Origin of the sequence: Polaribacter sp. 20A6 (assembly GCF_011378915.1) — a bacterium.
Classification (GTDB): domain Bacteria; phylum Bacteroidota; class Bacteroidia; order Flavobacteriales; family Flavobacteriaceae; genus Polaribacter; species Polaribacter sejongensis.
The window spans coordinates 559,288-577,425 of the sequence record NZ_WTPZ01000001.1; the positions used below are offsets into that span (position 1 = coordinate 559,288).

Genomic DNA, 18,138 nt, shown 5'->3' on the forward strand with positions numbered 1-18,138 from the left:
AATTTGATGAAGTTAAATAGCGTTTTATTTTTGATTATAGGAGTTATAGCACTAAACATAACTGCACAAAATCCACTTTTTACTCACGTTTTTACGGCTGATCCTTCTCCACATGTGTGGCCGGATAATCCGGATAAACTTTGGGTATACACAAGTCATGATGAACCTGGTTCTAATAATCATTATGGAATGACAGGGTATCATGCGTTCTCTACGACCGATATGGTAAATTGGACAGATCATGGTCGTATTTTACATTTGGAAAATGTAGAATGGGCAGAAAGCCATGCTTGGGCAATTGATGCTGCTTTTTATCGCGGTCAATATTATCTAATTTATTGTATGAAAGAAGCCGGAATTGGACTTTTTAGAACAGGAATTGCTCGTAGCGATACTCCTGGAGGCCCGTTTACAGATTTAGGTTATGTAAAAGGCGTAGAGTTTGGTCAAGACCCTGCATTGTTTATTGATAATGGAATTCCATATTTATTTTGGGGACACGATCGTAAATGTTTTGCAGCAGAGTTAAATGAAGATTTGATGTCTATTAAACAAGAAACTTATGTCGACTTAACCAAACAATTAACACACGTGTTTGAAGGGCCTTGGGTACACAAACGTAAAGGAAAATATTATTTGACCTATCCTGGTTTAACACCAAGAAGATGGCCAGAAAAAATGTTTTATGCCGTAGCAGACAAACCGTTAGGGCCTTATGAATTTAAAGGTGTTTTTATCGATGATTTTGAAGGGCAAAGTGGAACCAATCATGGTGGTACAGTGACTTATAAAGGAAAAGATATGATGTTTTATCACAGTGCATGGTTGTCTGGTGGTTTAAGCGAGACTAGAAATGTTATGGCAGACTATCTTAAGTATGATAAAGACGATAATATTATTCCAATCATTCCTTCCAAAGCTGGTTTAGGAAATGCAAAACGTACTAGAACAACATTGCTTTTAGAAGCTGAAAATGGTTTTGCAGCAGGAGGTGAGTTGTACAATGTATTTGTTGATACTTGGATAAAAGATTATAGTGGAAAAGGATATGTAACCAATTTTGACAATCCTTATGACCATGTTTCTATGTTGGCTCAAGTAGCAAAACCATCAAAATTTCGTTTTAAAGTAAGATATGCGTCACCAGATGGAGAATCTAATCATGATATCTTAATTAATAGCCGTATTTATAGAGCGTTTAAATTTCCTCAATCTAAAGGATTTACAGAAATAGATTTTGGTATTGTTGACTTGAAAGCTGGAGATAATTTGGTTAGAATTTTAAAAAGAGATTGGAAACCATCTAAAGGACAATTTGCTGTTGATTATATCAAGTTAGAGCAAGTTTTTGAGGACGAGAATTAAATCATTTTAGTAAAGAATAAAAAATATTAAAAATTACGATATGAAAAAAATATTATTAGGCTTACTTATCTTAACACAGGTGAATGTTGGTTTAGCACAGAATGTTTCTGTGAGTGCAAAAGACAATGGCGAAAAATTTGAACACTTTTGGAGTAAAAGTGTAGGTGCTGGTCGTGCTAACGAAGGTTTACGTGCCGGATGGTTAGAACAATTAGAAACCGTTCAAGAAAACTGCGGATTCGAATTTGTTAGATTTCACGGGATATTCCATGATGATATGTTTCCAATTTTTGAAAAAGATGGAAAATACACCTACAACTGGCAGTATATTGATGATTTGTTTGATAGAATGTTGGATTTAAAGGTAAAACCTTTTGTTGAGCTGGCCTTTTTTCCAAAAGTTTTGGCTGCGGAAAACAGTAAAACTCAATTTTGGTGGAATGCTAATATTACACCAGACGAGTCTAAGTTTGATGAATGGCATAATTTGGTACAAGCATTTACACAGCATTGTGTAGAGCGTTATGGTATTGAAGAAGTGTTGACTTGGTATTTTGAAGTGTGGAACGAGCCTAACTTGTATTATGGTTTTTTCGATGGTACAAAATCCCAATATTTTGAGTTATACAAACAATCTGTATTGGCAGTAAGATCTGTAGATAATCGTTTAAAAGTTGGCGGACCTTCGAGCAGTAACTTTGTAGCAGATGGACGTTACGACGGTGAAACAGAAAGTAGAAATGGTGATCTTATCACATTTACAGCAGATAATATTAACGATTTAGAATGGAAAGGGGCTTGGATTGTAGACTTTTTAGAATATTGTGAAAAAGAAAATCTTCCTGTAGACTTTGTATCGACGCACCCATATCCTACAGATTATCCTTTTAACCCAACAACAGGGAAAGGAAAAGATTTTTCTCGTAATGTAAATTCAACCAAAACAGATATTGAATGGTTGAATAGAACCATAAAGAAAAGTGCTTATCCTAATGCGGAAATTCATTTAACGGAATGGAATACAAGTCCAAATAGTAGAGATGCTATGCACGATTTTTTACCTCCTGCGGCTTATATTACAAAAGTGAATTTAGATTGTATTGGATTGACAAATTCTTTAGCATTCTGGACATTTACAGATATTTTTGAAGAAAAAGGAGGAGCCGAAAGTATTTTTCATGGTGGTTTTGGAATGATTAATTACCAAGGCTTGGTAAAGCCTTCTTTTCATGCATACCGTATGTTACATCAGTTAGGAGATCAAGAACTTTATAAAAATGATTATATGTTTGTTAGTAAAAAATCTACAGATGGTAAAGTTGTAGCGTTGGCTTATAATTACCCTGAAGATCATTACAAAGCCGTACCATCAAGTATAAAGAAAATAGATCAGTATGAAAATGGAGAGTCACGACAATTAGATTTTACAATTTCAGACTTAAAGCCAGGAATAATGTTTAAAGTAGAAGTTTTAGATGCAGAAAGTGGAAATATTTACAAATATTGGGAGGCTATGGGGAAACCTGAGCCACCTACAAGAGAACAAATTAAAGTAATGAAACAATATGCTGAAAATTTAAAAAAAGATTTATATACAGCTGATAAAGATGGTAAGGTTGTAATTAAACGTGAATTAACTCCTTGGAGTTTGGTTTTAATAGAGCAGGTAAATTAATCATCTTTATAATCAATTTAATGAGTTCTAATTTATAGGATGTTTATTTCTAAAATCTAAACCTAAAAAAAGATAAATGCTAAATAATAAAAATATTTTAAGAAAAAGCCTGTTTATTGCATTGCTATTAGTTTTTCCAAGTTTAAAATCGCAAGCACAAACGGTGGTGAATTCTCTTAAAGAGTTGCTTCCATATTTAAAACAAAGTAATGTAAAAGTAGTTTTAAAACCAGGTGTTTATACAATTACTGCGCAGGATATTAAAAATGGTGATTTCTCAGATAGCTCTATTGTAAAAAATCATGCAAATGTACTTTTTCTCTTTTCAGGGAATAATAGTATTTATGATTTTACTGATGTCACTATTAATGTAAAAACAGCAGTATTAAGTGCTTTTCCTAGTAAAAATGAAGAGTTATACGAAATACAAATTATAGGTAATAAAAACGTTTTAAAAAATCTTACCATTGCCGATGTTGGATCTGTAAATGATGCTCCAACAAGACGAGCAACCAACATTGTTATGGATGGTGCAAGTAATAGAATAGAAGGGTTTCATATTACCACAAAAGGTTCTTATCCTTATGGTTATGGAGAAGTTTTTGGAAAAGGAGGAAAAAGTGTAATTAACCACAGAAAACACTCTTCTTTTTTAGTAAGAGGTTATAAAAATCATGCAAAAAACTGTACTATAATCCATCGTTCTTATGGGCATGCTATGTTTATGCAAGCAGCAGATTGGCCTCTTATAGAAGGTTGTTATATTGAGGGAGTTATGCGCTCTACGGATGATATGTTAACAGAAAAAGGAACTGGATCTGATGCAGATAAAGTAGACTTTAAAACTGCTTTTGACTATAAATTGCCTACTGGATATATGTTGTGTTTGGGAGAAGAAGGGATTAGAGCATACAATGGTGGCGAAACGGTTATTGATGGTGTTCAGTATAGGCGAGGTACATCAAACCCTACGGTTATTAATTGCACAATAAAGAATATGAGGGCTGGAGTAACCTTAACACATGCCACTGGAAAAAAATATGTTTCAGGAACTACAGCTATTGGTTGTCAAAGAGGTTTTTGTATTGGTACGGGAGATATTGTTGATTCTTATGCAGATACTCAATATGGTCCTGCATTGGGGGTAGATTACCCTAATGACGAAGGTATGAATGCTGAAATTACATTACTGCCTTACAAGGGGAAATCTTATAATGGGAGTGGGCATGCTGCTATTATTATAGGAAAAAATCATAAAATTATTTTGAGAAATGCTATTGAAAATGCAGATCAAAATCTTAAAATTAATTTAGGAGGAGATAATAAAACAATTGGGCTTTTAGGGAAAGATGAAAATTATTCTGCATCAAACATTGTGTTACATAACTTTACTAATTATCCTGTTGTTTTAGATGATAATAGTAAAAATAATACAGGAGTATCGGTAGGAGAAGTAACGGATGAAGGAGAAACTAATCACATTTTAGAGCTTCATAAATCAGAAAAATAAATATAGAGATCAATATTGTCCGATAAAAGACATAAGACCGCTTCGCTTTTAGAATCGAGAACCAAGACTTGACTCTAACTGCGTAACAAAGAGATGTAACTTAAATTAAAGTTAGTCTGCCTTTTCTAAATAAATTTATTTTAAAAAAGCAAGGGGTATTATATTAAAAAAAAAAACACGTAAATATCTCATTTTAAAAGGTTTGTAAAATTAAAAAAATATTAATCGGACACTAATGTATAGAGGTATAAGTTCAGTTTTAGAAAAAGTAAAATAAATTATAGGTTATGTTTATGATGAATAAATTTCTAAAACTAAATAATAATGGAGTATTTAAAAAAATAAAAAAGTATATGCGATTATTGGTGATTTCCTGTTTATTATTCACACAATCAATAGACTTATTTGCATTTTTTCAAGACAAACCGAATATTATTTTTTTGATGACAGATGATCAACGTTGGGATAATATGGGCGCTTATGGAAAACCTGAATTTAACACACCAAATATTGATAAGTTGGCAAATGAAGGTGTTGTCTTTGATAAAGCTTATTATGCCGTTGCAATCTGTATGCCTAGTCGTGTTACAATGATGACTGGGCGTTACAATTCAAACCATAAAGTAGGATTTGTTGCACCTACAGATTATACTTTATCTCAAGCTGATTTTGCAAATGGATATCCATCAATACTTAAAAAAGCAGGATATCGTACAGGTTTTATTGGTAAGGTTGGTTTTACAGTAACAGAAGAAACGATTCGCCCCAGCACTCAAAAAGAACATTATTACAAAAAGGAGATGGGAAACGTTTTTGACTTTTTTGCAGGTAGTGAAACGCACGATAGAAATGGTGTTGTCACTTGGCCAGAAAATGATAAAGGCTTAAAAGAAATTTATAAGAAAGGGAGACAAAACTCTGGAAGAACTTTAAGAACTGGAGAGGCAATGTTACGTTTTATAGAAACACAACCTAAAAATAAACCATTTTGTCTTTCGGTTAGTTTTTATGCTGTAAAACACGATAGCGATAAAGATGTGTACATGCCACATTATAATTTATTTAAAGGAAAAGAAGTATCGGTGCCAGAAAACTGGCAAGAAGGAGAAAATGAAAAACTACCAACAGTTGTTAAAGAAAATGCACGTGGTGTTCGTTTACATAAAGAAAGATCTTCAACTCCAGAATTGTATCAGAAATTAGTACAACGTTTCGCAACACAAGGTTATAGTGTTGATGATCAAGTTGGTCTTTTGATGAAAAAATTGAAAGAAAAAGGAATGTTGGAAAACACTATTATTATTTATACGAGTGATAACGGACGATTTCAAGGTTCTCACGGACTTTTTGATAAATGTTTGTTATATGAAGAATCTGTAAAAGCACCTTTAATTATTTATGACGGACGAGTATCTAAAGAGAAAGAAAGTTATAGGGAAAATGCACTTATTTCATCAGTAGATATCGCACCTACCATTTTATCATTTGCAGGAATTAATGCACCAAAAAGTATGCAAGGGAAAGATTTTAGTAGAATTTTGAATAAAACACAAGACATGTCTCAATGGCGAGATGCCGTATTTATGGAAGATCTTTTTTTGGTGGAAATGTTTAACCATCGTTATAAAGAAAATGTAGATGAAATTAATCAAAATTTAATCAACCAAAATAAATCTTATCGCAGTCATGGAGTTAGAACAGATCGATATAAATATTTTGTTTACTATGAACATTCTCCTAAAATTGAAGAATTATACGATTTAGAAAAAGATCCGTTAGAACAAAATAATTTAGCAAATAATAAAGAATATATAACAACTCTTAAAAAGTTAAGAAAAAAGACTGAAGAGTTATATTTAAACGCGTTGAACTAAAAATTTAAAGCATGAAAAAAAACATATTAAGATTTTCTAGTCTCTTATTAGTTGTTAGTTTAATAGCAACTAGTTGTAAAAAACAAGAAGATTATCAATTAGAATTAAACTACGTAACATTAGCAAACGGAACAATCGTTAGTCCACAACCTGTAAAAAGTAAAAATATAGACTTAATTTCTAAAAAAGAAGGAAGCCTTAGTTTTAAGGTTGAGCTGGATAGTGTTATTCATCAAAACTTGAGTGGAATCGGTGGTGCGTTTAATGAAATGGGCGGAGAGGCTTACATAAGTTTGTCTTTAGAAAACCAAAAAGAATTATCAAATGCACTTTTTAATATAAGAGAAGGTTCTGGTTTATCTAATTGTAGAACAGCTGTTGGTTCGTCTGATTTTGGATTGAGTGCTTATAGTTATAGTGAAATTCCTGAAGATTATAAAATGGAAAACTTTTCTATTGAAAGAGAAAAGTCGTCGGTAATTCCATTTTTACAAGCAGCATATAACGTAAACCCTGATTTAAAAATGTTTGCTTCACCTTGGAGTCCTCCAGGTTGGATGAAAGAATCAGGAACAATGGATGGTGGAAATACCAATCTTGAGAAAAATACTTTAAGAAAAGATCCGAAAATTTATGAAGCGTATGCTTTGTATTTTGCAAAGTATATTAAAGCATATAAAGAAAACGGTATTAACTTAGATAGGTTGATTATTCAGAACGAAACGGATATGAACCCTACATATCCTGGTAATGATATGCAACCAGAAGAAATGGCAAATTTAGTGTCAAATTATATCATTCCTCAATTTAAAGAATCAAATATAGATACAGAAATTTGGGCAGGAAGTTTTAGAGGAAAACGTAAAGATGCTCAAAAATTTATGTCTTTAGAAAAAGCTAGTGATGTAGTAGGAGTAGGTTTACAATATGCTCCATCTTCAACTTTGAAAACGTTGAAAGAAAACCATCCAGATATTAAGATAATGCACACAGAAGGGCGATGTGAAAATGGAGATAACTCTATGAAGCAGGCTCGAAATAGATTTTCTGAAATTGCAACTTGGTTAAACTATGGAAGCGAAAACTACTGCTATTGGAACATTATCTTAAATGAAACTAGCACAAGCGGTTGGGGTTGGAAACAAAATAGTTTGATAAATATTGACAGAGAAAAAGATGTAATAACCTATAATGCAGATTATGCACCAATTTCTTTATTAAGCCAATACATACGTCCAGGAGATAAAAGTTTGATTGTAAATACACCCGAAAATAAGAAAGCAATTGCTGTAAAAAATAAAGATAGAGTGGTGGTGTTTTTAGAAAATAATGAAACTGCTGCAACTACTCAAAACATTGAGTTAAAAGGAAAAACGTATGCTGTAGATCTACCAGCAGAAAGTTTATGTGCTTTCGTTTTTAAAAACAATAAATAACGAGTTTTAAAAATAGGTTATTAAAAAAAAGTTATTGTATTTCAATTCTTAGTTTATAATTAAAAAACTAGAGAACAAATAGTATTAAAAAATATTTAAGTATAAAAAGTTATTCCTTATCAAATAATCAATCATTTAAAATAATTAAGAAAATTATTAAATATTAAGAACATGAAAATAATAACAACATTCACTTTATTATTGATGGCAATTGCTACAACTTTTGCACAAGATAGACCTAATGTTATTTTTGTAATGCCAGATGATATTAGCCACAATGCTTTTTCATTTTATAAAAATAATGGACCCAGAACCCCTAATATTGATGGCCTTGCAAAAGAAAGTGTACGTTTAACAGATTTTCATGTTTCACCAAGTTGTTCGCCAACAAGAGCAGCTCTTTTAACAGGAAGACCAAGTGATGTTGTTGGGGTTTGGCATACCATTAATGGTAGAAATATGATGCGTGCAGATGAAATTACCATGGCAGATATCTTTAAAGCAAATGGATATGCTACAGGTTTGTTTTTTAAATGGCATTTAGGAGACAATTATCCTTTTAGACCTAAAGATCGTGGTTTTGAGTATGTGGCCTGGATAAAAGGAGGAGGTACAGGACAACAACCAGATTATTGGAACAACACCAACAATCATGCGAGTATTTGGGTAAATGATGAATTGGTTAAAATGACAGATGAAGATGATGGAATTAAAGGTGCATTTACTAATAATTTCTTTTTTAATCGTGCTATGGAGTTTATGGATGCTAATATTGAAAAGAAAAAACCTTTTTTTGTATACCTTCCTTTAGGTACGGCACATGCACCTCACGTAACACCTCCAGACGCCAGAGAAGGTATTGGTGCTAAAACAGCTACTATTGAAAATATTGATAAAAATATGGGACGATTAATGCAATATTTAGACGATAAAGGAATTGCAGATAATACCATTTTAATTTTTACGACAGATAATGGTGGCGGTACTTTTTTAAGAGGAGGAAAAGGTTCTAATTATGACGGTGGAACTCGTGTGCCTTCTTTTGTAAGATGGGAAAAAGGTGGACTAGGTGGAGTAGGAAAAGCTAGAGAAGTAACGGCACTTACAGCGCATATAGATTGGTTGCCAACATTTATGGATATTTTAGATTTAAAAGATGTACCAAACAGACCCGAAAAGTTAAAAATTAGAGGGAAAAGTTTTAAATCATTTTTAGATACAGATCCGTCAAATGATCCTGTTGAATATAAAAATAGAGCTGTTATAATTAATGATATGTGGACAGAGTTTCCCGAAAAGTATAAAAAACTATCCGTTAAAAAAGATATTTGGAGTGGAAACGTTATCACTCATAAATGGCGTCTAATAAGAAATAGTGCTGATGTAGATTGGGAATTATATGATGTTTTGGTTGATGAAAAACAGAAAATAGATGTTATTAAAAATCCTGCAAATAAGGTTATAATATCAGAATTAAAAGAAGAATATGAACAATGGTGGCAACTTGTAGATGAGAGGTCAGCTGAATATACAAGAATCATTCTAGGAAGTGATGCGGAGCCAAAATCAGATTTACATGCAATGGATTTTCATGGAACCGTAATTTGGGACCAAGATGCTGTTAAAAAAGGAGCAACTGGAAGTGGTTTTATAGCTGTTGAATTTGAAAAATCTGGAACTTATAATTTTGACCTTCGTCGTTGGCCAAAAGAGATTGAAAAGGAAACTACAATAACATCTGCAGGAGCAGGAATTGCTTTGCCAATAGTAAGTGCACGTATTAAAATTTGGAATGGAGATACTGTTTATGTTGATGAAACTAAAAAAGCAAATTCAAGTGCAGATGGAGTAAAGTTTGCGATTAAAGACCTACCAAAAGGTCCTGCATTTATTCAGACTTGGTTTTATGACTCATCTGGACAAATGGTTGGAGCTGTCTACTATAATTATGTTAAGAAGGATATATAAAAAAAGTTTTATAAAGATGTAATGATTAATTAAAACCAGAGTAGTTCGCTATTCTGGTTTTTATTTATATAAAGTCAAGAGTTTCATGATGTTTTGTTTTAAATAAACTATAAGTTATTGGTAATGAGCTATGTTTTATGTGGTTCTGCTGTGAAAAAATATATTTTTGAAAGAACATTAGTATCATTAAAATATTGAAGTAATGGTATTATCTAATTAAAAAAACTATAGACATGAAAAAAGTATTATTATCATTTGTTGCTATTGGGTTTTGTTTTTTTGCAAATGCTCAATTTGTACATCCTGGGTTATCCCATAAAATATCCGATTTAGAAAGGATGAAATATCAAGTGGCAGCTAAATTAGATCCTTGGTATTCAACATATCAAGAAATGGCGAAAAATGCTAGAGCAAGTTATAATTATAAAGTTCAGGGAGATACATCTATAACAAAATATGAATTTAAAAACTCTGCTTTTGATAATGATAGTAGAGCAGCATACTACAATGCCTTACAATGGTACTTTACAGGTGACTCACGGCATGCTGAAAAATCTATAGAAGCTATGATGGCTTGGACCGGACTAACGGATGTTGAGGATCGTGCATTGCATACTTCGGCTATATACATTATGCTTGAAGCTGCAGAGATAATTAAGAGTACATATTCAGGATGGTCAACTACTGATATGGATATGTTTAAAGCAATGTTAGTATACCCTGGTTATAGTACAACAGTTGCTCCTTCTTCTGGAACATCTACTTGGTATTGGAGTGCTTATATGTTTGGTACAGGTGGCTCAGCGGGAAACCAAGAAATAGCAGGTATTCGTGCAGTTATGGCAATGGGGATATTTCTTGATAATGAAACGATGTATAATCGTGCATTAAGTTATGTAACAGGAGCTCCTCATAATTCTAATGATTTACCTCACAACCCTGGTCCTCCAACAACTACTACCATAGATGATCAGTGGGAATATAGAATTAAATATAACCGAAATTTTGATAATGTTACTGATGAAGATTATCACTATGATGCGTATTTAGGAAATTATATATGGAATACTGGGCAGTGTGAAGAAAGTTCTAGAGATCAAGTACACACATTTTTTGGTATTGGTTTGTTATGTGCTACTGCAGAAATGGCATGGAATCAAGGAGATGATGTTTGGGGACTTTTAGACTCACGTTTGTTATTAGGACTTGAATATACACAAAGGTATAATTTATCATATCGTCAATCTTATCCTGATCAAACAAGTCCTTGGGAACCAGAAATTGGAGAAGGAGAGTTTCAATTTGCTCAACGTATATCTTCTAGTGGACTTACCAAGTCATTAAAAATCAATCCAAATAATGATCAGAATTATGATAGGTTGACAAGAGGAGAGTTTTTAAACGAACATATGTGGGAGTTACCAATAGCTCACTATGTTGGTAGAGGTTTAAAAGATGCAGACACAGATGCAAAATGGATTGTTAGAACTAGAGATTATATTATAGAGGAAACAGGTGGATTTGAAAGTGCACCAAATGGTCAAGCATATTTAGGCTTTGGAGGTTTAAATTTCCGTCGTCCTGATGGTTGTTTTGGAGATCCTATTGTTGGATTTTTAAATAATGGCTTGCCAAATTATGCTATGAATGTATTACCTATGACTATCGAGGTAGAAAATTTTGATTATTCGCCTATTATTGGTGAAGGAAGAATTTATAGTGATTTAAGTTCTAATAATTCAGAGAGTGAATACAGAATAGAAGATAATGTTGATATAGAAGCTTGTTCTACAGGTGGATATAATATTAAGAACATGGAAACAGGTGAGTATTTAACATATACAGTTAATGTTCCAGCAGATGGTGAATACAATATTGGAGTTAACTATGCAGGAATAAGTGGGGATGGAGAAATAAGTGTACTTTTTGGAGGAGTTGATAAAACTGGAAATGTTATTTTACCTTCAACAGGTGGAGCTCAAACGTGGGCTGATTTAGCTATTGCCAGTAGTGTTGCTCTTAATAAAGGTGTTCAAAGTATGAAAATACTTGTTGGAGGAGTTAGTAATTCATTTAATTTAAACAACATTAGTGTAACTTTAGCTGAAAAGTTTGATCAAACGATAACTTTTAATCCATTTCCTGTTGGTGAAATAGGAGGTGATAATGTTCCAGTAGTAGCAACTGCAAGTTCTGGATTAAGTGTTTCTTTTAGTAGTTCAGATATTAATGTAGCAAGTATAGTTGATGGAACTTTACAAATAAACGGAGTTGGAACAACTACTATTACGGCAACCCAAGAAGGAAATGAGTTGTATAATGCAGTGATCGAAACACAAATTTTTCAAGTAAATTCGGCAGGATCAGCACTTGTTGTTCAAGCAGAAGATAACACTACAAATTCAGGTTTAAAACAATATACAGGAGGTGGTGATACATATATGGGAAACACTACTACGGGTAATTATCTATTATATACCGTTAATGTTCCTACTACGGGAACCTATTTAGTTGATTATAGAATAGCCAGCAATTCAGAAGGAGGTAGTCTTAGTTTACAGGTAGATGGAGTTAAAGTCGATAATTTAAGTTTTCCTTTAACAGGAGGATGGGAAACATGGGATATCGTTTCTTCAGCTACTGGAATTGAATTAAAAGAAGGAGAACAGGTTATGCGACTTGATATTGATGCTCCAGGTTGGAATATTGATTGGTTTAGATTAAGCCCCAAAAACACATTATCAATAGGCACCAATTCTCAATTAGGTAATAATATTAATTTATATCCTTTACCTGTATCTGATGTATTACACATATCAAATGGGGAAGGTTTAAGAATGGAAATTGTAAATGTGTTAGGTGAATTACTATTAAAAAAAGAAGTTTTAAACAATTACGAGTCTATCAACATAAATAAATTAAAGGCAGGTCTTTATTTAATAAGATTCACTAATAACAATATTTTTATTACTAAGAAAATTATTAAAAAATAATTATTTAAAATTAAGATAAAAAGTTCAACCGTTAATAATCGTTAAAGTATTTTTAATAGCCCAGTTTCACATTACTAGGGTTTAAAGAAATAATAAAAATCTTGTTTTTTTTATTTTAGAACTCCTAATCCATATTTTGGTATTAGGAGTTCTTATTTTAAGTACTTAAACATATAAGATTATATAGTAATTGAATAGCTGTTGTTTTTGACACATAGTTAGATAAATACTTATAAATAATGAGATATCTTATATCTGAAAAATTAAACTTAATTATTAGATAATTAATAGCAATATTTTAATTCTAAGAATTAACTGTTTTAAAATAATACATAATTTATACTTATTGAGCAATAGTTTATATATCAAGTAGGTCTTTTAAACGATATTGCATTTAAATTAAAGTAATTTATACTTTTGTTAAAATCAAAACATAAGAGAGCATATAATATGAATAATTTTTCAAGGAAAATAAGTGTAAATAAAAAGAGAAGTAAAATAGTAAAGAATCTAGTTTTGTTTATATGTATCGTTTTTGTAGTTAAACTACATGCACAAACAAATAATACAATACCGGTTCCAACAAATTTAGAACAAGGATATCCGAGGTTGTATGTTACAGAATCTGGTAAAAAAGATTTGAAAAAGACGATAAAAAAAGAAGGTTGGGCAACTGATGTTTTAGCAGGAATTCATAATCGAATAGATGAGCATGTAGAACGTCATGTAAATGATCCGGAATGGATTGTTTCTCGTTTGCAAATGTATTGGAAAACGAAATCTACCAACGTTTATGTTAACGGAATTAATTATTCTCACGCAGACGGAGAAGCACCAGTACCAACAGTACGCTTTGTAGGTTCTAGGGATTATACATCAAATTATGGTGTACCAAAATTAGGAGATATTTTACCATATATGGATGATCCTCGTGGTTTGTATTTACCTAATAGAAGTAAAGAAGGAAATCCGTTTGAATGGGCCGAAATTTCTAAAACTGGTAGAGCAATTTATACTATTAACGACAATATTATTAGCTTATCTCGTGATGCAGCATTTTTATATTGGTTGGAAAATGATAAGCGATTTGCTAAGTTTTCTTACGATGTTTTTCATACCTATATGGAAGGAATGTCTTACAGAAGTGAGCCAATCGATTTAATGAATGGTCATATTCAAACATTAGTAGGTTTTACAAATTTTCAAGTAATTCATGAAGGAACGCTGAAAAATATTGCAGAATTGTATGATTTTTTACATCAATATATAGAAGAAAACCATCCAGAAGATATTGCAATGTATGATAAGACTATTAAAAGGTGGACAGATCAAATTATAAAAAACGGAGTACCACAAAATAACTGGAACCTTCATCAAGCAAAAACCATTTTAAAAGCTGCCATGGTTTTACAAGATGATAAAAACTATGAAGACAAAAAAGGACGAGAATATTACATCAATTATATTTTAAATGTTACGTCTGCACGCCAATGGTCTCTTAACAAGTTTATGGATTTTGGTTATGATAAAGAAACAGGTGTTTGGGCAGAATGCCCGGGATATTCTCAAGGTGTGACGAAAGATCTAACTACTTTTATTAATGATTTTGATAACACTTTCGATCATAATATTTTACCATACACACCAACCATAAATAAAGCGGTAAAAATGTTGCCTCAATATTTATTTCCTAACGGACAAATAGTTGCTTTTGGAGATACAACTTATGGACCAATTTACACAGAAGCAATAAGTAATATGATTCGTATTGCTCAGAAAAATGGTGATAAAGAATTAGAAGAAGAATTTACAGGAATGTATCGTTTGTTCGAAGATACTTCAGAAAAAACGAAAAGCAAAAGGAAACCTAAAGCTAATATTTCTTCTTTTTTTGCTGCTAAACCTTTAGAATTAAATAAGAAATATAAAACTGCAGATATAAAAGATTATATAACACAAACATTTTATGCGCCAAATGTAAGTTGGCATGTACAGCGTATGGGAAGTGGTAAAAACGGAATGATGGCTTCTTTAAATGCTTCGTTGGGTAACCACATGCATGCAAACGGAATTAACTTAGAGTTGTATGGTAAAGGCTTTGTGCAAGGTGCAGATCCTGGTAAAGGAGCAGGTTATTTACAACCAATTTATTTAGAGTTTTACTCTCAGTTTCCGGCACATAATACGGTTATGGTAGACGGAGTTTCGTCGTACACAGAAATGTTTAGTAATCATGCTTTTGATTTAATGGCAGAGTACCCAAAATCAGAAAAGAAAGAAGGTTACTACAAAAACATTACTTTTTCTGATGTTTATTTTTTAGAACCAGAAACACGTAGCGACCAAAATAGAATAGTAAGTACTATTAAATCAGGAGAAACAACAGGATATTATATTGATATTTTCCGTTCTAAAAAACAACGTAAAGGAGATAAATTTCACGATTATTTTTATCATAATTTAGGACAAAGTATGCAAGTTATGGATGCTTTAGGAAAACCTTTAGATCTTACACCTAGTGAAGAAATGGCTTTTGCCGGCGGATATTTATATGCGTTTGATTATCAGTGGGATAAAAAATCAATTAAAAGTGATAAGGATTATCAAGCGCAATGGAAAATTGATAGACCAGAAGGACAAGAAGATGTATTTATGAATCTTTGGATGAAAGGCACAGAAGGCCGCGAGATTTTCTCATTAAAATCGCCACCAAACAAAGCGTTTAAGAAGCACAATTTACCTTATGATGTAAGTAATGCTCCTTATTTAACGTTAACTGCTCGTCAATATGGAGAAGCTTGGGAACATCCTTTTGTGTCTGTTTACGAACCATTTACATCAACGGAAGGAAAAAGTATTAAAAGTATTGAAAGTTTTGAGGACGAAAAGAATAATAAAGAATTTGTAGGTTTACATATCACTAGTAAATCAGAAAGAGAAGATTTTATTTTTTCATCTAAAAATCAATATAAAGCAAACTATAAAGGGATGGTTTCTGATGCTTCTTATGCTTTGGTTGGAGAAGAAAAAAACGGAGATGTAATCCTTTTTATGGGAAAAGGAAATATTTTAAAAGCAAAAGGTTACACAATTAGTACAAGTACTTTAGGTAATGTTGTTTTAGAAGTGAAAAACGGACAAGTATTTTTGCACAATGAAGTACCTGTAGTAATTACTCAAAATAACATAGAAAAGAAATTTAGTGCAGGAGATTTTAGAGTTATAAATTTAAAATAAAGTATTAGTTATTTGTTGGGAATTCAGTGAAAACTGAATAAGAAAAAAGACTGTCTTGACATAGACAGTCTTTTTGTTTTTTATATTATATACAAGGCTTAAAACCCAAAATGGGCTATAAGTTAACAATATTGAGTATAGTATATAAAGATTAAAAAAGAGTATTTTTAAATTTGTGGTAAGCTTTTATTTTAGCGAATTAGTATTTTTAATTTTAAATAAAAATTGTTAATAATGACGTGTTCAAAACCGATAAAAAATATTTCATATTGTATTATAATGTATTGTTTTATTTTGTCTTTTCTATCTTGTTCAACTAAAGAAAAAGTACAAGAAAAAAAGAGTAAAAAACCAAATGTAATTTTAATTATGGTAGATGATATTGGTTACGGAGATATTGCTGCCTTGGGTAATAAAGAAATTAAAACTCCAAATATAGATGCTTTACAAAGTAAAAGTACACGACTTACAGATTATCACGTAAGTCCTACTTGTGCGCCAACAAGAGCAGCAATGATGACGGGGCATCATAATTATAGAACTGGTGTGTTTTTTACCATAAAAGGACGTTCATTACTACTCGAAAGAGAAAAAACTATGGCCGAAATTTTTAAAGAAAATGGATATAATACAGCTATGTTTGGTAAATGGCATTTAGGTGATAATTATCCTTTCCGTCCGCAAGACAATGGTTTTGATGAGGTTTTAATGAATAACGGAGGTGGAGTTGGCCAAACAATGGATTATTGGAATAATGATTATTTTAATGATACTTATATTCATAATGGTAAACCAGAACAATTTGAAGGTTACTGTACAGATGTTTGGTTCGAAAACGCTAAGAAATACATAGGTAATCAAAAAGACAAACCTTTCTTTTGTTATTTATCTACAAATGCTGCACATTCTCCATATTGGGTAGATGATAAATATTCAGATCCATATAAAAACAATGAAAATATTCCCAATCCTGCCTTTTACGGTATGATTGCTAATATTGATGAAAATCTTGGTAAGCTAGTAACTTATTTAAAAGAAATTGATTTAATGGACAATACTATTTTAATTTTTACTGCGGATAATGGTTCTTCAGCAGGAAGTAAAATGGGAAAAGGAGAAGACAGATTAGATGGGTTTATAGAAAAAGGAAACAATGCAGGAATGCGTGGTGTAAAAGCAAGTATGTATGAAGGCGGACACCGTGTCCCTTTCTTTATCCATTGGAAAGACGGAAAAATAAATGTAGGAAAAGATATAAATGCATTAACGGCTCATTATGATATTTTACCAACTTTGATAGATTTATGTAAGTTAGAAGTAAAAGAAGATTTAAAGTTTGATGGTTCTAGTTTAGTGCCTTTAATGAAAGGTGATGATTCTAAGTTTGATGATAGAATTGTATACGTAAATACGCAATTTTCTACAGATCCTATTCCTTGGAAACGTACCGCTTTAATGCATGAAAATTGGCGAATGGTAGAAGGAACAGAATTGTATAATTTAGATACAGATCCAGAACAGAGAACAAATATTGCAGATCAATATCCAGAAAAAGTAGCAAAATACAAAGCAGAATATGATAAATGGTGGGCAGAAATTTCTCCTACTTTTGTAGAAAAACCATATTTTATTGTTGGTAATGAAGCAGAAAACCCTACTACTTTATTTTGTCATGATTGGCATACAGATACTTTTACACCTTGGAAACAAGATCATATTAGACAAGGACAAATAAACAACGGTTTTTGGCGCGTAAAAGTTGAAGAAGCTGGTACATATTCTATAAAACTACGTCGTTGGCCAGAAGAATCACATTTAGCGTTAGGAGATAAGGCTCCTATTCGTCCTGCTTTAGAAGGTACGAGTGTAAGTGCTAGTAAAAAAGGAAAAGCTTTGGTTATTAAAAATTCTAGAATTAAAATTCAGAATATAGATATGTCTAAAGAAGTAGATTTAACATCAGAATTTGTAGAATATACGGTAGAATTAGAAAAAGGAGAAACGCACTTAGAAACTTGGTTTACCTTAGATAATGATGTTGAAATAGGTGCTTATTATGCTAAAATAGAGAAGATTTAAA

Annotated in this window: 9 protein-coding genes; all 9 read left to right on the forward strand. The window is 31.9% G+C overall.

Features of this window, described 5'->3' with window-relative positions:
* Positions 1-6 precede the first annotated feature (6 nt).
* The 9 genes from GQS57_RS02240 (at position 7) to GQS57_RS02280 (ending at position 18,137) form a co-directional block, all read left to right on the forward strand.
* On the forward strand, positions 7-1,365 hold the full coding sequence (locus GQS57_RS02240; RefSeq protein ID WP_165730784.1) for a family 43 glycosylhydrolase: 1,359 nt from the start codon (positions 7-9) through the stop codon (positions 1,363-1,365).
* A gap of 40 nt (positions 1,366-1,405) precedes the next feature.
* Positions 1,406-3,040 (forward strand): glycoside hydrolase, encoded by a 1,635-nt coding sequence (locus tag GQS57_RS02245; RefSeq protein ID WP_165730786.1) that lies wholly within the window; start codon positions 1,406-1,408, stop codon positions 3,038-3,040.
* A 76-nt stretch (positions 3,041-3,116) separates the two neighbouring features.
* Positions 3,117-4,550: a hypothetical protein gene (locus GQS57_RS02250; RefSeq protein WP_165730788.1), complete on the forward strand. Its 1,434-nt coding sequence runs from the start codon at positions 3,117-3,119 to the stop codon at positions 4,548-4,550.
* Positions 4,551-4,843: 293 nt separating this feature from the next.
* A complete protein-coding gene (locus tag GQS57_RS02255) occupies positions 4,844-6,424 on the forward strand; it encodes a sulfatase-like hydrolase/transferase (protein WP_205860177.1) in 1,581 nt (526 codons plus the stop codon).
* An 11-nt stretch (positions 6,425-6,435) separates the two neighbouring features.
* Entirely contained in the window at positions 6,436-7,860 is a 1,425-nt protein-coding gene (locus tag GQS57_RS02260) for a hypothetical protein (RefSeq protein ID WP_165730790.1), read from the forward strand.
* A 171-nt stretch (positions 7,861-8,031) separates the two neighbouring features.
* Entirely contained in the window at positions 8,032-9,828 is a 1,797-nt protein-coding gene (locus tag GQS57_RS02265; protein WP_165730791.1) for a sulfatase-like hydrolase/transferase, read from the forward strand.
* A 233-nt stretch (positions 9,829-10,061) separates the two neighbouring features.
* Positions 10,062-12,821, forward strand: coding sequence for a carbohydrate-binding protein (locus tag GQS57_RS02270; RefSeq protein ID WP_165730793.1), 2,760 nt, complete (start codon positions 10,062-10,064; stop codon positions 12,819-12,821).
* Between the two features lie 450 nt (positions 12,822-13,271).
* Positions 13,272-16,058: a hypothetical protein gene (locus GQS57_RS02275; RefSeq protein WP_205860178.1), complete on the forward strand. Its 2,787-nt coding sequence runs from the start codon at positions 13,272-13,274 to the stop codon at positions 16,056-16,058.
* A gap of 279 nt (positions 16,059-16,337) precedes the next feature.
* Entirely contained in the window at positions 16,338-18,137 is a 1,800-nt protein-coding gene (locus GQS57_RS02280; protein WP_165730796.1) for an arylsulfatase, read from the forward strand.
* Position 18,138 lies beyond the last annotated feature (1 nt).

Excerpts from the sequence above, each read along its gene's own strand:
- GQS57_RS02240 (WP_165730784.1), top strand. The coding sequence starts at position 7 with ATGAAGTTAAATAGCGTTTTATTTTTGATTATAGGAGTTATAGCACTA.
- GQS57_RS02245 (WP_165730786.1), top strand. The coding sequence starts at position 1,406 with ATGAAAAAAATATTATTAGGCTTACTTATCTTAACACAGGTGAATGTT.
- GQS57_RS02250 (WP_165730788.1), top strand. The coding sequence starts at position 3,117 with ATGCTAAATAATAAAAATATTTTAAGAAAAAGCCTGTTTATTGCATTG.
- GQS57_RS02255 (WP_205860177.1), top strand. The coding sequence starts at position 4,844 with ATGATGAATAAATTTCTAAAACTAAATAATAATGGAGTATTTAAAAAA.
- GQS57_RS02260 (WP_165730790.1), top strand. The coding sequence starts at position 6,436 with ATGAAAAAAAACATATTAAGATTTTCTAGTCTCTTATTAGTTGTTAGT.
- GQS57_RS02265 (WP_165730791.1), top strand. The coding sequence starts at position 8,032 with ATGAAAATAATAACAACATTCACTTTATTATTGATGGCAATTGCTACA.
- GQS57_RS02270 (WP_165730793.1), top strand. The coding sequence starts at position 10,062 with ATGAAAAAAGTATTATTATCATTTGTTGCTATTGGGTTTTGTTTTTTT.
- GQS57_RS02275 (WP_205860178.1), top strand. The coding sequence starts at position 13,272 with ATGAATAATTTTTCAAGGAAAATAAGTGTAAATAAAAAGAGAAGTAAA.
- GQS57_RS02280 (WP_165730796.1), top strand. The coding sequence starts at position 16,338 with ATGTATTGTTTTATTTTGTCTTTTCTATCTTGTTCAACTAAAGAAAAA.